The organism is Caulobacter sp. P1_B12_2 (assembly GCF_056406675.1).
In genome coordinates, this window is sequence record NZ_JBFTZS010000057.1 from 1 (window position 1) to 14,452 (window position 14,452).

13 protein-coding genes and 1 pseudogene are annotated in these 14,452 nt (G+C 68.6%); 5 read left to right on the forward strand and 9 right to left on the reverse strand.

Features of this window, described 5'->3' with window-relative positions; translation table 11 throughout:
• Positions 1 to 308: PaaI family thioesterase (locus AC1DZ6_RS05625; RefSeq protein WP_477096207.1), on the forward strand; the 308-nt coding region annotated here is incomplete at its 5' end.
• Between the two features lie 406 nt (positions 309 to 714).
• On the opposite strand, the gene AC1DZ6_RS05630 is transcribed toward AC1DZ6_RS05625, so the two are convergent.
• A complete protein-coding gene (locus tag AC1DZ6_RS05630; RefSeq protein ID WP_477096208.1) occupies positions 715 to 1,632 on the reverse strand; it encodes a histone deacetylase family protein in 918 nt (305 codons plus the stop codon).
• Positions 1,633 to 1,711: 79 nt separating this feature from the next.
• On the opposite strand from AC1DZ6_RS05630, the gene AC1DZ6_RS05635 reads away from it, so the two are divergent.
• Positions 1,712 to 2,566, forward strand: a complete 855-nt coding sequence (locus tag AC1DZ6_RS05635) for an acyl-CoA thioesterase (protein ID WP_477096209.1) — start codon at positions 1,712 to 1,714, stop codon at positions 2,564 to 2,566.
• 45 nt (positions 2,567 to 2,611) lie between these two features.
• On the opposite strand, the gene rimM is transcribed toward AC1DZ6_RS05635, so the two are convergent.
• From rimM to AC1DZ6_RS05675, 8 genes are all read right to left on the reverse strand, one after another.
• On the reverse strand, positions 2,612 to 3,190 hold the full coding sequence (gene rimM, locus AC1DZ6_RS05640) for a ribosome maturation factor RimM (RefSeq protein WP_477096210.1): 579 nt from the start codon (positions 3,188 to 3,190) through the stop codon (positions 2,612 to 2,614).
• 66 nt (positions 3,191 to 3,256) lie between these two features.
• Positions 3,257 to 3,832: a 30S ribosomal protein S16 gene (rpsP, locus tag AC1DZ6_RS05645; RefSeq protein WP_477096211.1), complete on the reverse strand. Its 576-nt coding sequence runs from the start codon at positions 3,830 to 3,832 to the stop codon at positions 3,257 to 3,259.
• 24 nt (positions 3,833 to 3,856) lie between these two features.
• Complete coding sequence (gene ffh / locus AC1DZ6_RS05650) at positions 3,857 to 5,392, reverse strand: signal recognition particle protein (protein WP_477096212.1); 1,536 nt, start codon at positions 5,390 to 5,392, stop codon at positions 3,857 to 3,859.
• 191 nt (positions 5,393 to 5,583) lie between these two features.
• Positions 5,584 to 5,976: a VOC family protein gene (locus AC1DZ6_RS05655; RefSeq protein ID WP_477096213.1), complete on the reverse strand. Its 393-nt coding sequence runs from the start codon at positions 5,974 to 5,976 to the stop codon at positions 5,584 to 5,586.
• A gap of 72 nt (positions 5,977 to 6,048) precedes the next feature.
• Entirely contained in the window at positions 6,049 to 8,184 is a 2,136-nt protein-coding gene (locus tag AC1DZ6_RS05660; RefSeq protein WP_477096214.1) for a M10 family metallopeptidase C-terminal domain-containing protein, read from the reverse strand.
• A 24-nt stretch (positions 8,185 to 8,208) separates the two neighbouring features.
• Positions 8,209 to 8,664 carry a hypothetical protein gene (locus tag AC1DZ6_RS05665; RefSeq protein WP_477096215.1) on the reverse strand — a complete coding sequence of 152 codons (456 nt, stop codon included), beginning with the start codon at positions 8,662 to 8,664 and terminating at the stop codon, positions 8,209 to 8,211.
• A 197-nt stretch (positions 8,665 to 8,861) separates the two neighbouring features.
• Positions 8,862 to 9,854, reverse strand: coding sequence for a TraB/GumN family protein (locus AC1DZ6_RS05670; RefSeq protein WP_477096216.1), 993 nt, complete (start codon positions 9,852 to 9,854; stop codon positions 8,862 to 8,864).
• Positions 9,855 to 9,896: 42 nt separating this feature from the next.
• Positions 9,897 to 10,820, reverse strand: a complete 924-nt coding sequence (locus AC1DZ6_RS05675) for a hydrogen peroxide-inducible genes activator (RefSeq protein WP_477096217.1) — start codon at positions 10,818 to 10,820, stop codon at positions 9,897 to 9,899.
• Between the two features lie 182 nt (positions 10,821 to 11,002).
• Here AC1DZ6_RS05675 and ahpC point away from each other — a divergent pair, with 182 nt between their 5' ends.
• The 3 genes and pseudogenes from ahpC to AC1DZ6_RS05690 all read left to right on the forward strand — a co-directional run.
• Positions 11,003 to 11,566, forward strand: a complete 564-nt coding sequence (gene ahpC / locus AC1DZ6_RS05680) for an alkyl hydroperoxide reductase subunit C (protein ID WP_477096218.1) — start codon at positions 11,003 to 11,005, stop codon at positions 11,564 to 11,566.
• A 164-nt stretch (positions 11,567 to 11,730) separates the two neighbouring features.
• Positions 11,731 to 13,320 (forward strand): alkyl hydroperoxide reductase subunit F, encoded by a 1,590-nt coding sequence (gene ahpF / locus AC1DZ6_RS05685; protein ID WP_477096219.1) that lies wholly within the window; start codon positions 11,731 to 11,733, stop codon positions 13,318 to 13,320.
• Between the two features lie 257 nt (positions 13,321 to 13,577).
• Positions 13,578 to 14,452: pseudogene (locus AC1DZ6_RS05690) on the forward strand (intermediate filament-like cell shape determinant CreS); the annotation flags it as partial.

Genomic DNA, 14,452 nt, shown 5'->3' on the forward strand with positions numbered 1-14,452 from the left:
TCTCCGACCATATCGTCGGCAATCCGATGCTGCCCGCCATCCACGGCGGCGTGCTGGGCGCCTTCATGGAGATGACCGCCCTGGCCCAGCTGTCGGTGGCCGAGCCGCTGAAGCGCCAGCCGCGCACCATCGACGTCTCGATCGAATACCTGCGCACGGGCCGGCCGCTGACCACCTTCGCCCGCGCCCAGATCAAGAAGGTCGGGCGGCGGATCGCCAATGTCCATGTCGAGGCCTGGCAGGAGCAGCGCGCCGCCCCCATCGCCGCCCTGCGCGGCCATTTCCTGTTGACCTCCGCGGAGGACTGAAAGCGTGGCGTCCGGCGCCGGCCGAAAGGACAACCCCGGGTTCGGTCCATATCGACCGCCGATATGGACCGAACGTGGGTCTGCGAGGGTAAAATATTGCTAAGTGACGCGCGATAACAACCACATTACACCCATGTAATGCGAGTTTAGTGCGTCAACGTTTCTTAAAAACGCTTCATGAAGCAAAGGTAACGGGTGTTCACCATCCCGCGGGCCTATACCCCTGATCACCGGACGCGGACGGCGCGCCGGACCAACAGGGAACTAAGACAATGACCTTCTCGACCAACGGCTTCTCCGGTTTCGCCAGCATCGTTCTGGCCATGCTGCCCCTCGTCGTGATCGCCGGTTCGCTCGTCTCGAGCTTCTAAGTGATCGCCGCGTAGCTCCACCGGGTTCGCGACCCTCAGGCGCTCAGCGCCTTACGGGCCGCCCGGTGGAGAAGGGCGTGACGATGCGCCAAACGATCGATGTCGGCGTCGTATCCGCCGCCGATCACCCCCGTCACCGGGATCCCCCTTTTCAGACATGAGCCCAGGACGAACGCCTCGCGCCGCGCGAGCCCCTCGTCGCTCAAACTCAGCCGCCCCAGCTTGTCGTCCGCGTGCGGATCGACCCCGGCGTTGAAGAACACCAGGTCCGGCGCCACGCGCGCCAGCAGGTCCGGCAGGATCTCCCCCAGCTTTTCCAGATAGGCCGCGTCGCCCGTGCCGTCCGGCAGGTCGACGTCGAGGTCGCTCGTCGCCTTGCGGGCCGGGAAGTTCTTCTCGGCGTGCATCGAGAAGGTGAAGACGCTGGGGTCGTCGTCGAAGATCCGCGCCGTGCCGTCGCCTTGGTGGACGTCGAGATCCACCACCAGCACCCGGCCGACCTCGCCCTCGGCCAGCAGCCGCCGGGCCGCCACCGCCACGTCGTTGAACACGCAGAAGCCCGCCCCGGTGTCGGCCTGGGCATGATGGCTGCCGCCGGCGGTGTTGCAGGCGATCCCATGCTCCAGAGCCAGACGCGCCGCCGCCAGGGTGCCGCCGGTGGCCGCCCGGGCCCGCGCCGCCACCGAGTCGGTGTTGGGCATGCCGATCCGCCGCACGACATCGGCCGGCAGGGTCAGCTCGATCACTCCGCGCACATAGGCCTCGTCATGGACCAGCAGCAGACTGTCCAGGTCGATCGGCTCGGGCCGCACGAAGCCGGCCGGTCCCGCCACCCCCTCGGCCTCCAGCACGGCGGCCAGGCGCGAGAACTTGTCCATCGGAAAGCGATGTCCCGCCGGCATCTCGGCGCGGAAGGCGGGGTGGTGGATGATCGGCGGAAAAGGCGTGGCCATCAGGCAACGATGGTGAGCCGAAGGGTCCCATGCAAGCTCGCGACTTGCCTAGGCTTTGCGGCGCGCCTAACCAACCGCCATGCGCACGCCCGAGAACCTCGCCGAAATCCTCGACCTCGAAGCCATCGAGGTGAACCTGTTCCGGGGCGTCAGCCCCAATGACGGCTTTCCCCGCATCTTCGGCGGCCTGGTCATCGCCCAGGCCCTGATGGCGGCCTACAAGACCGTGCCCGAACGGGTCTGCCACTCGCTGCACGCCTATTTCATCCGGCCCGGCGATGTGAACGCTCCGGTGCTCTACGAGGTCGAGCGGGCGCGCGACGGCGGCACCTTCACCACCCGGCGGGTGGCGGCCATCCAGCACGGCGAACAGATCTTCAACCTGGCCTGCTCGTTCCAGACGCCCGAAGCGGGGCTGGAGCACCAGGCGCCGATGCCGTCGAGCCTCGATCCGGAAACCCTGCCGACCGACGCCGAATACCTGCGCTCGCTGGGCGACGAGGTGCATCCCAAGTTCGTCAAGATGGCCGAGTATCCCCGCCCGATCGACCTGCGTTGGGTGGATCCGCAACACCCGACCAAGCCGACGCCCAAGCCGTCGACCAAGGAGGTCTGGATGCGGGCCAAGGCGCCGCTGGGCGACGACATCCGCCTGCAGCAATGCGCCCTGGCCTATGCCTCGGACATGGCCTTCATGGAAAGCGCCCTGCGCCCGCACGGCCTGATCTGGACCACGCCCGGCCTGCAGGCCGCCAGCCTGGACCACGCCATGTGGTTCCACCATCCGTTCGACTTCAACGACTGGCTCCTGTTCTCTCAGGACAGCCCGTCGGCCTCGCAGGGCCGCGGCCTGGTGCGCGGCCAGATGTTCACCCGCGACGGCAAGCTGGTGGCCTCGGTGGCCCAGGAATGCCTGATGCGGGTGCGGAAGTAGGCTAGGCGCCTTCCCTCCCCCTTGTGGGGAGGGAAAAGACCGAATTCAGTCGTAGTGGCGCTCGGCGTCGTCGTCTTCGGCCGGTTCTTCCGGGCCTTCCGGCTCGCCCACCATCAGCGGCGGATCGGCCAGGACCAGGCCTTCGGCGAGCTTCACCTCGGGCACGGCGGCGCGGGTGAAGGGCAGGTACCAGGTCTGGCCGCCCAGGGCCGGGGTGATCTCGAGCAGGTCGTCGGCGCCGAAGTTCTGCACGCTCTTGATCTTGCCGATCAGGTCGTTGGTCGTCGCGTGGCGCACGGTCAGGCCGATCAGGTCGGTCAGGTAGAACTCGTCCTCGTCCGGCTCGGGCAGAGCCGAGCGGGGAACGTAGAGCCGCAGGCCGCGCAGGGCGTCGGCGGCCTCCTTGGTGTCGATCCCGACGCAGCGGGCGACGACGCCGTCCTTGGCCACGCGGGCGGTGGTCAGGGTCAGGGCGGGCGAGCCGTCCTGGCGCGTCAACGCCTTGAACCTGGTCAGGGTCAGCGGGTCTTCGGTATAGGCCGCGATGCGCACCTCGCCGCGCACGCCGAAGCCGCCGGCGACGCGGCCGACCAGGATCAGGGTCTGCGAGGGGGATTGGGTCATGAGCGGATCGCGCAAAAGAAAACGCCGCCGCCAGGTCGAAACCCGGCGGCGGCGCTTCCGAAGGCCTTAGCCTTCGGTGGTTTCTTCCGAAGCCGGGGCTTCTTCAGCGGCGGCTTCAGCGGCCGGAGCCTCTTCGGCGGCGGCTTCTTCAGCGGGAGCTTCAGCAGCCGGAGCTTCTTCGGCGACGACTTCCGGTTCCGGAGCCGGAGCGGCGGCGGCTTCAGCGGCGGCGGTGGCGGCGGCTTCAGCAGCGGCGGCGGCAGCGGCCTTGGCGTCTTCCTTGGCCTGGACTTCGGCGGCCGCGCGGTCGGCGTCGCGCTGGGTGCGCTCGGCGTCACGCTCTTGGGCCTTCTTGCCCGGCTTGGCCTTCTCGGGGTTGTTGCCGTGGGTCCACTGGACCAGGCCGGCGGCGGCCAGGAAGCGAGCGACGCGGTCGGTCGGTTGAGCGCCCTTGGCCAGCCAGCCTTGGATGGACTCGACCTTCAGGGTCACGCGCGCGGCGTCGTCCTTCTTGAGCAGCGGGTTGTAGGTGCCGACCTTCTCGATGAAGCGGCCGTCGCGGGGCGAGTGGCTGTCAGCGACGACGATCGAGTAATAGGGGCGCTTCTTGGCGCCGCCACGGGCGAGACGGATCTTCAGCATAGTCTTAGTCCTTGGTCTAAAGTTCTATTTCTTGAACGGGTTGAAGCCGGGGGGCAGGCCGCCCAAACCGGATAGAAGGTTGGGCTTGGCGTCGCCGCCGCCCCCGGATCCCGGAAGACCGGGGAGCCCCGGAAGGCCGCCGAGGCCTCCCGCGGAATTCGGATCAGGCTGGGCGAGCTTGCCGCCGCCCATCGCCTTGAGCTTGGACATGTCGCCGCCGCCCATCATGGCGGCCATGCGGGCCATGCCCTTGCCGCCGTCCTTGCTCATGGCCTTGAACATGTCGGCCATCTGGCGGTGTTGCTTGAGCAGGCGGTTGACCTCGGCGACGTCCACGCCGGCGCCGGCCGCGATGCGGCGCTTGCGCGAGGCGGCCAGCACGTCGGGCTTCTTGCGCTCCAGCTTGGTCATCGAGCCGATGATCGCCTGCTGGCGGCGGAAGACGCTGTCGTCGACGCCGCTCTCGGCGATCTGCTTCTTGACCTTCTGGACACCGGGCAGCAGGCCCATGATGCCCTGCATGCCGCCCATCTTCTGCATCTGGTTCAGCTGGGCGGCCAGGTCGTTGAGGTCGAACTGGCCCTTGGCCAGCTTCTTGGCCATGCGCTCGGCTTCGGCCACGTCGAGGTCTTGCGCGGCCTTCTCGACCAGCGCGACGACGTCGCCTTGACCCAGGATCCGGCCAGCCACGCGGCGGGCGTCGAACACGTCCAGCGCATCGATCTTCTCGCCGGCGCCCAGGAACTTGATCGGCAGGCCGGTGACGTGGCGCATCGACAGCGCGGCGCCGCCCCGGCCGTCGCCGTCGGCGCGGGTCAGGATCAGGCCCGTCAGCGGCAGGCGCTCGTGGAAGGCCTTGGCGGTGCGGACCGCGTCCTGGCCGGTCAGGCTGTCGGCCACCAGGATGGTTTCGGTCGGGTTGGCGATGCGGGCGATTTCCGCCGCTTCGCTCATCATCGCCTCGTCCAGCGTGGTGCGGCCGGCGGTGTCGAGGATCAGGACGTCGTAGCCGCCCAGCTTGGCGGCGAGCAGGGCGCGCTTGGCGATGTCGGCGGCGCTCTGGCCCGCGACGATCGGCAGGCTCTCGACCTCGACCTGCTTGGCCAGCATGGCCAGCTGTTCCATGGCGGCTGGACGGCGGGTGTCGAGCGAGGCGACCAGCACCTTCTTGCGCTCGAGCTTGTTCAGCCGCAGGGCCAGCTTGCCGGTGGTGGTGGTCTTGCCCGAGCCTTGCAGGCCGGCCATCAGGATCACAGACGGCGGGTTCAGGGCCAGGTTCAGGCCGGTGGGGACCTCGCCGCCCAGCATGTCGACCAGACCGTCATAGACGATCTTGACGACCTGGTCGGCCGGCTTGACCGAGCGGATGACCGCTTCGCCGGAAGCGGCTTCCTTGGCCTTGGTGATGAAGTCCTTGACGACCGGCAGGGCGACGTCGGCTTCCAGCAGCGCGACACGGACTTCGCGCAGCGCTTCGTCGATGTCCTTCTCGGACAGCACGCCGCGACCACCGAGGCGGTCGAAGACGCCTGAAAGTCGCTCTGTAAGGCCGTCGAACATGCGGAACCCTGGTTAGACTCAAGACCCAAACGCGATCAGCCCCCATGGACGATCACGTCGATGGGGGTCCTCACCGGCCTCGTCCAGATGGATCCCGCGCTAGCGGGCTGGGGTCGTGACGGTAGAGGCGCTGCTGATGAAGCGCCGGAAGCGCGCGCTTATGCACGAAAGGGGGCGGGGAGTCAAAAGGCTCAGCCCCGCAGTTCCAGCCCGTTGCCTTCGGGGTCCGACAGATAGAGCGAGGTCGCCTCGCCGGTCGAGCCATGGCGTTCCCCGATCTCGCCGATCGCGACGCCGTGGGCTTCCAGATGGGCGCGCACCGTCTCGACGTCGAAGTCGATCACCCGCAGGCACAGATGGTCCATGTTGTGGCCCTCGGCGCCCGGCGCGGCGCCGCCCATCCGGCCCAGGCGGCCGCCGACATCGACCAGGTCGATGAGCTGGGCTCCGGCCCGCAGCTGGACCAGACCGATGGCGTCTTGCCGTCGCTCCACCGTGCAGCCCAGAACATCGATGTAGAACCGCTCCATCAGGGCGGGATCGCGGGCGCGGATCACCACGTGGTCGATGCCGAGCAGGCGCATGACGAGATCCTCGGGCAGGAAGCGTTCCCGCCCGAGGTATTCATCGCACGCGTCCGGGGCAAGCCTGGTCGATCAGAGCAGCCAGCCGCTGGTCGACACCGAATTGTCGGCGACCAGCACGGCGAAGTCCGACTGGCCGTCGCCGTCGATGTCGCCCCAGACGATCGACACCTGGCCACCCAGGCCCCAGCCGTAGGCGCCGAGGTCGACGCCTCCCAGCGCCCCGATGGCCTTCAGCACGTTGGAATAGGCGCTGACCATCAGCTGGCCCACGCCGCCGGCCGTCCAGTGCGAGACCAGCGAGAAGGCCTGGTCGCCGTCCAGGGCGGTGTTGGCGTCCAGGGCGCTGAAGTCGAACAGGTCGCCGCGGCTGAAATCGCTGACGAAGTCGATCGCCAGGTCGTCCTCGTCGGGGAAGGAGGCGGCGTCGAAGGCGTAGACGTCGTTCCCACCCCCGCCGATCAGGATGTCGAAACCGGCCCCGCCGTTCAGGCGGTCGTTGCCCGCGCCACCGAGCAGGATGTCATTGCCGCCCGCCCCGAACAGGCTGTCGTTCCCGGCCTCGCCGCTCAGCAGGTTGAAGGCGTCGTTGCCCTCGATGACGTTGGCCAGACTGTTGCCCGTACCGAGATTGGCGTCGCCGGTGAGCCGAAGGTTCTCCAGATTGGAGCCGAGGCCGTAGCTGATCGCGCTCCAGACGGTGTCGGTCCCGCCCCCGGCCAGTTCCGTGACGGTGTCACGCCAGTTGTCGACGATGTAGCGGTCGTCGCCGACCCCGCCGGTCATCTTGTCGACGCCAAGACCGCCGTCGAGGATGTCGTTGCCCAGGCCGCCGTTCAGGATGTCGGCCCCGTCGCGGCCTTCCAAGGTGTCGTTTCCGGCGTTACCGGTCAGGGTGTTGGCCGCCGTGTTGCCGATCAGCCGGTCCGAGCCGCCGCCGCCCACGCCGTTCTCGATCGTCGCGCCATAGGCGATCGCGACATTGTCGGTCAGCCGCCCGACCACCGGATTGGCGGCCAGGACCGCCATGTTGGCGTTGTAGGTCGCCAGGGGAACCGGGGCGTAGCCGGCCGCCGCCCGGTTCGCGTTGACCTGCTCGAACGACGGGGCGGTGGCGTAGGTCACCCCGCCGATGCTGCTCAGCGAGCCGGGGGTCAGGTCGATGATCTGGTCGGTCGCGTAGCCCGAGGCGTCCAGGGTGTCGATGCCGCCGGCGTCCCAGATGGCCATGACCGGGGCGGGAGTCTTGGTGAAGTCGTAGGAATCGCGGCCGGCGTTGCTGTTGAAGCCGTAGGTCGTATTGCCCGTGCGGGTGGTCATGTCGGCGCCGTAGATCGCCTGGATCGCGGCGATGTCGTGCACCAGGGGCGTGGAGGCGTAGACCGTTGTCGACAGGTTGAAGTCGAAGTGCCGCGCCCCGGTCTCGGCTCCGGCGAAGTAGGACATGATGCTGTAGGCGCGGCTGTCCTGATAATATTCGGCGTTGGCCGTGTAGGTGATGCTGACGCCCGGGGCGGCGTTGTAGTCGCCGGGGTGCTGCAGGCCCAGGGCGTGGCCGCTCTCGTGGGTCAGGGTGTGGATCCCGTAGAGGCCCTCGTCGAGCTGGAAGTTGCTGGGCTGGTTGGCGCTGACCCAGACGTCGCCGGCGATCAGGTCGGCGTTGTCGGGCGTGTAGTCGTACGGCAGGTAGGCATAGGCCTGGGTGCCGGGCCGGTTGGTGTAGTTGGCGAAGGTGATGTCGGCCACCTCGGGCGCGCTCTCCACCAGGGTGGGGGCGATCAGGTCGTCCCAGCTGGCCATGGCCTCGCGCGCGGCGGCCTTCTGGGTCTCGGTGAACGGGGCGAAGCCGAAATATTCGGGCCGGCCGTAGAGCTCTCCATCCTCCTCATAGACATAGGGCTCGGCGAACATGCTGTCGGCGGTGTGAAAGCCGAAGTTCAGCACCGAGACGTCGCCGTCGCGCGGCGCGGCGTGGTCGACATCGCCCGGCGTCCAGCCGGCCCCGCCGCGATTGAGCTGCTCGATCACCTGCTCGATCGTGAACACCGGCTTGTCGCGGATCGTGCCGCCCTGGCCGTCCACCGAGGCGTCGACCGGCTGGACCGAGACGTTCAGCGGCGGCGCCACCGTGTCAGTCGGCCCCTGGAAGACCGGGTAGCTGGTTTCGCGATGGAGGTCCTGGTCCAGGCTTTCGTCGTGAAGGCGCATCGGTTCTTCCCGTTTCTGGCGGTTTCAGGGGGCCGGCCGTGATCGCCACGGCAGGGTCTCGGCGAGCGCGGCGTTCAGGGCCGCGTCGAATGGGGCGGAAGGCCTGGTCGCGTCGGCGGGCAGGGGCGTCGCGCGAGGCGCGGCGCCGAACAGCTCGGACGGGGCGGCCGTGGCGCGGAAGACGCGCAGGCTGAACACCAACAGCGGGCCGCCCTTCGCATCGCCGGGCTGGACGTTGGCGTGGACCAGCAGCACGGCGGTGTCGGCGGCGATCAGGCCAGGGTCGCCCGGCGCCAGCAGGACCACCGGGATCGGCGCCTTGTCGGCGGCCAGGGTCCTGACCCGGTCGCAGAGCGCGGCCAGCAGTCGGCGACGGTCAGGCAGGCGGTCGGGGTCGACCAGGCACTGGACGCCGAGGCGCTTGGCGCCGTCCCAGGCCAGGGTTGGGGTGGAGGCCGCCGCCGAACCGTCGCAAATCATGGCCCCGATCACGGGAAGAGCGCAGGCCCATGCCATGAAATGACGGATTGGCGACATGGATTTCCCCGCTGTCGATCGGTATCGGGCGTCTTCCGCCCTCCGGTCACCTTTGCGAGGAAATCATTCGTATGCAAGCTTAACGTGTATTGTGAAGCTTACAAAACCTATGTGTGTCGAGAAGGCGACTGAGCGCGGCGTCAGTCGGCCGGCGAGGTGATCGTCGCGCCGGAGGCCTTCAGGCGATCCAGCACGCCGTTGGCCGGCAGAAGGAAGGCCAGGTCGACGACGGCGATGGTCACGCCGGGCCGGTTCAGGGCCTCGTTCAGGGCGTCGGCCGACTGGCCGATCTGCTGGCCCAGCAGGGCCGGCCCGCCGGGCGCCCGCATCACGCAACGCTGCGCGGCCGAGGCCGAATAGCGGGCCCGCACGCTGGCCAGGTCGCCATTGGCCCAGTCCGTCCCGATGGTGGTGGGATGGGCGCCTTCATATTCCAGCTCGCTCAGGGCGTCGCGCAGGCAGGCCAGGTTGGCGTCCTCCGACAGCTTGCCGGCGCTGGCGAGGATGGGACCCAGACGGTACTGGCTCATCGCCTTGACCTTCACGCCCTTGACCTTGGCCATGCGCTCGATGGTGCTGACCGGCTTGGCCTCGGACAGCCCCGCCGCCTGGCGGAAGTCCGACAGCACGATGAAGCCGGCCACGGCGGGTTTCCAGTCCTTGTACGGCACGGCGGTGCGCTCGGCGCGCACGCGGGCGCTGACGAACCGGGCCAGCAGGTCGGGCGGCAGACGGTTCTCCAGCTTCTTGCCGAACGGCTGGCGCACGCCGCCCCCGCCGGTCAGGAAGAACTTGGTGACCTGAAGGGGGSCGACGGAGGCCYCGGGCGGGATCAGCACCAGGCTGGCCTGGTCCATCGCGCGGTTCAGGCGGGGGCTGTCCCACTTCAGCTGGTGCGGCAGGGGCGGGGCCGACCCGACCACATACAGCTTGGCGCCGCCCTTCTCGACCAGCCACAGGGCCGGGCCCGGCGGCCGGGCGACCACCTGCAGCTCTTCGACGACGGCGCTGCCGGGGTCCTGTGGGAACAGCTCGACGGTCTGGGGCGGCGGGGTCTGGGCCGAGGCCGGGAGAGCCAGGACCGTGAGGGCGAGGGCCGCGCCGCCGATCAGCGCCGAAATGCGTCGAACCATGACCGTCCTCGTCTCGTGAAGCGTGGCTAGAGGATAGGTATTCTAGTGCCGTGGCGAAAGCGCGGCGGGCGGCAGATCGCGCAGGGTCTGGGCCAGCAGCCGCCCCTCGGCGCCCCGGCTGGAGCCCGCCCGCCAGGCCACGACGATCTCGCGGCTGGAATGGTCGGAGTTCAACGGCCGGATGGTGACCGGTGCGTTCTCGGCCAGGCCGGCCGCCACGGCCATCGACGGCAGGAACGACACGCCCAGGCCCGAGCCGATCATCTGAACCAGGGTGGGCAGTGAGGTGGCCGCGAAGCTTTCCTCGTCGCCGGCGCCTCTGGGCGGCTCCAGCCCGCAGGCGGCCAGGGCGTGGTCGCGCAGGCAGTGGCCGTCCTCGAGCAGGATCATGTCGTCGCCGCGCAGGGTTTCGGGATCGACCCGGTCGAAGGCCGCCATGCGGTGGTTGGCCGGGGCGGCGGCCAGCAGCTCGTCGTCCTCGACATGGGCCCAGTCCAGGCCGGTCATGTCGTAGGGCAGGGCGATCAGGGCGGCGTCCAGGGCGCCGGACTTCAGGGCGCCGATCAGCCGGTGGGTCAGGTCCTCGCGCAGGTACAGCTTCAGCTTGGGGAACTGGTCGCGCAGGGCCGGCAGGGCGCGCGGCAGCAGGTAGGGGGCGACGGTGGGGATCACGCCCAGGCGGAACCGGCCCGCCAGGGGCTGGCCCGCGCCGCGCGCCGCCTGCACCAAGTCCTCGGCCTGGGCCAGGATCGCCTCGGCCCGGCGCACGGCCTCCTGGCCGGCGGCGGTCAGGATCACGCCGGAGCGGGCGCGGTCGACGACGGGCGCGCCCAGGATCTTCTCCAGCTCCTGAATCCCGGCCGACAGGGTGGGCTGGGTCACGTGGCAGGCCTCGGCCGCCCGGCTGAACGAGCCGTGTTCCGATAGGAGCTTCAGATATTGCAGCTGGCGCAGGGTCGGGAGCATGACCGTTAGATAGGCGCGATCTATCGGATTTCAAAAGACAATTGACGGTTTCTTTGCTGCAACCGCGAAGCCGCGCGAGGTGGGCGCATAGATCCACCCTATCGCCAAGCATGAAACAATCGATTGGCCCTATCGAAATCCTTTGCCTACAAGGCTCCTCGCAATTCCTGCAGGAGAACTTCATGTCCTTGATCAACACCCAGATCAAACCCTTCACCGCCCAGGCCTACAAGGGCGGCAAGTTCGTCGAGGTCAGCGACGCCGACCTGAAGGGCAAGTGGTCCGTCGTGTTCTTCTACCCGGCCGACTTCACGTTCGTCTGCCCGACCGAACTGGAAGACCTGGCCGACAACTACGCCACGTTCCAGCGTCTGGGCGTCGAGATCTATTCGGTGTCGACCGACACCCACTTCTCGCACAAGGCCTGGCACGACAGCTCGCCGGCGATCGGCAAGATCCAGTACGCCATGGTCGGCGACCCGTCGGGCCTGATCACCAACAACTTCGGCGTCATGCGCGAAGGCGTGGGCCTGGCTGACCGCGGCACCTTCCTGATCGATCCGGAAGGCGTGATCCAGTTCGTCGAAGTGACCGCCGAAGGCATCGGCCGCAACGCCATCGAACTGCTGCGCAAGATCAAGGCCGCCCAGTACGTCGCCAGCCACCCGGGCGAAGTCTGCCCGGCGAAGTGGGAAGAGGGTGAAAAGACCCTGGCCCCGTCGCTCGACCTCGTCGGCAAGATCTAAGCCTACCAAGGTTCGCCGCGGCCCTTCGGGGTCGCGGCGCGGCTCGCCGCCGGTTCCGTCAGCCCCCAGTGGACTTGGGGGAACCGGCGGCGACACCCGCCCTTTCCAGACATCCCAAATCCGGCGTCGCGTCTCCCCGCGCGCCTTGCAGTCGGAGCCCCGCCATGTTGGACGATGGTCTGAAGACCCAGCTGAAAGCCTATCTGCAGAACCTGCGTCAGCCGATCGAGCTGGTCGCCTCGCTGGGCGAGGGCGTGGGATCCAAGGACATGCTGGCGCTGCTCGAGTCCGTGGCCGAGACCTCCGACAAGGTCAGCCTGAACCTGGCCGGCGACGACGCCCGCAAGCCGTCCTTCGCCATCACTCGCGCCGATGGAAGCGCGGATGTCCGCTTCGCCGGCCTGCCCCTGGGTCACGAGTTCACCTCGCTGGTGCTGGYCCTGCTGCACGTCGGCGGCCACCCGCCCAAGTTCGACGCCGAGGTGCTGGACCAGGTCCGCGCCCTGGAAGGCGAGTACCGCTTCGAGACCTATTTCTCGCAGAGCTGCCAGAACTGCCCGGACGTGGTCCAGGCGCTGAACACCATGGCCGCCCTGAACCCCAATATCACCCACGTCGCCATCGACGGCGCGCTGTTCCAGCAAGAAGTCGAAGAGCGCCAGGTCATGGCCGTGCCGACCATCCTGCTGAACGGCCAGCCGTTCGGCCAGGGCCGCATGAGCCTGGAGCAGATCCTGGCCAAGCTGGACACCGGCGTGGCGGCCCGCGAGGCCGAGAAGATCAAGACCAAGGACGCCTTCGACGTTCTGGTGGTCGGCGGCGGCCCCGCTGGGGCCGCGGCGGCGATCTACGCCGCCCGCAAGGGCATCCGCACCGGCGTGGCGGCCGAGCGCTTCGGCGGCCAGGTGCTGGACACCATGGCCATCGAGAACTTCATCTCGGTGTCGCACACCGAAGGTCCCAAGCTGGCCTCGGCGCTGGAGCAGCACGTCAAGGACTACGACGTCGACATCATGAACCTGCAGAAGGCCGTCGGCCTGGTTCCCGCAAGGACGCCGGGCGGCCTGATCGAGGTCAAGCTCGAGAACGGCGCCAGCCTGATGTCGCGCAGCGTGATCCTGGCCACCGGCGCCCGCTGGCGGAACATCAACGTGCCCGGCGAGGCCGAGTACAAGAACAAGGGCGTGGCCTATTGCCCGCACTGCGACGGCCCGCTGTTCAAGGGCAAGCGCGTGGCGGTGATCGGCGGCGGCAACAGCGGCGTCGAGGCGGCCATCGACCTGGCGGGCCTAGTCGCCCACGTGACCCTGATCGAGTTCGACAGCCAGCTTCGCGCCGACGCCGTCCTGCAGCGCAAGCTGGCCAGCCTGCCGAACGTTCGCATCGTCACCTCGGCCCTGACCACCGAGGTCCTGGGCGACGGGAACAAGGTCACCGGCCTGACCTACAGGGACCGCAACCACGACCAGATCCATCAGGTCGACCTGGAAGGCGTGTTCGTGCAGATCGGCCTGGTGCCCAACACCGAGTGGCTGAAGGATGCGGGCGTGGCCCTGACCCAGCGCGGCGAGATCGAGGTCGATCATCGCGGCGAGACCTCGCTGCCCGGCGTGTTCGCCGCCGGCGACGTCACGACCACGCCGTACAAGCAGATCATCATCGCCATGGGCGAGGGCTCGAAGGCGGCCCTGTCGGCCTTCGACTACATGATCCGCCTGGAGCCGGCGGTTCCCGCCGAGCAAGAGGCCGCCTGACGCCCGTTTGATCAGGGGCGAAAGCGCCCCTGTCGGGTCTCCATGAAGCCGTCGTGACCGCCTTTCCGGGCCTTCGCGGCGGCTTTCGTGCGTCTGGCGATGCGTCAATGCGCCTCTCGCCGAACGCGCGATCTTGACCTCGACAGCAATCTCGGGCGCGGGCTATCTTGTTAACGAATGGGCAAATGATTCTACGGGTCGGCACGGCCGAATCGGCGCGATGGGCGTCGTCCCGAGAATCGTAGGGGATGGGCAAGATGAGGCTGCTGTCGAAGGGCGATCGCAACACCAAGGGCGGCGTCAAGCCCGTGATGCTGGCCGCCGAGAACGATCGTCCGGAAGCCGACAGCGACCGCTTGGTCGAAGCCACCCAGGCCATCGGCGTCCGCTATGAGACCATCCACGGCGGGCTGGACAGCATCAGCCGCGTGGTCGAGCACCTGCGGGCCATCGAGCCGCTGCTCTCCGAGATCCGCGGCCCGGTCGCCGAGGAATTCGAAGCTCGCCGCGCCGAACACGCCGAACTGATCTCCCTGCGCGCCGCCCACGAACAGGCCGCGCGCCAACTGGCCCACGCCCAGGCCGAGGAACGCGAGCTGTCCGCCAAGCTGGCGACCGCCGACGCCGCCCTGACCGAATCCGACGCGCGCCGCCAGTCCCTGGACGTCGCCCTCGAGGACGGAGCCCTCGAGATCGACCGCCTGCGCAACGGCCTGCAGCAGTCCGAGCTCAAGGTCGGCGGCCTGGAGGCCTCGCTGCGCGACGCCACCTCGCGCGCCGAGCACCTGGCCCAGGATGTCGACACCCTGCGCGCCCAGACCCAGGACATCGACGCCCGTCGCGGCGAGTCCGAGGCCTATCTGGCCGCCGCCAAGCAGCAATCGGCCCTGCAGGTCGAAGAGCTGGGCACCCTGAAGAAGCGCCTGGAGCAGGCCGGCGCCGACGTCGCTCGCCTGTCGCGCATCGAGACCGAGCTGGAAGCCCAGATCGCCGCCGAACGCGCGCGTCTGCTGGCCGCCGACAACGCCCTGACCACGGTCCAGGCCGACAGCGCCCGCACGATCCGCGGCCTGGAAGCCCAGGTCGAGTCCGGCCGCGCCGAGGTCCTGGCCCTGCAGACCCGTCTGGAGAC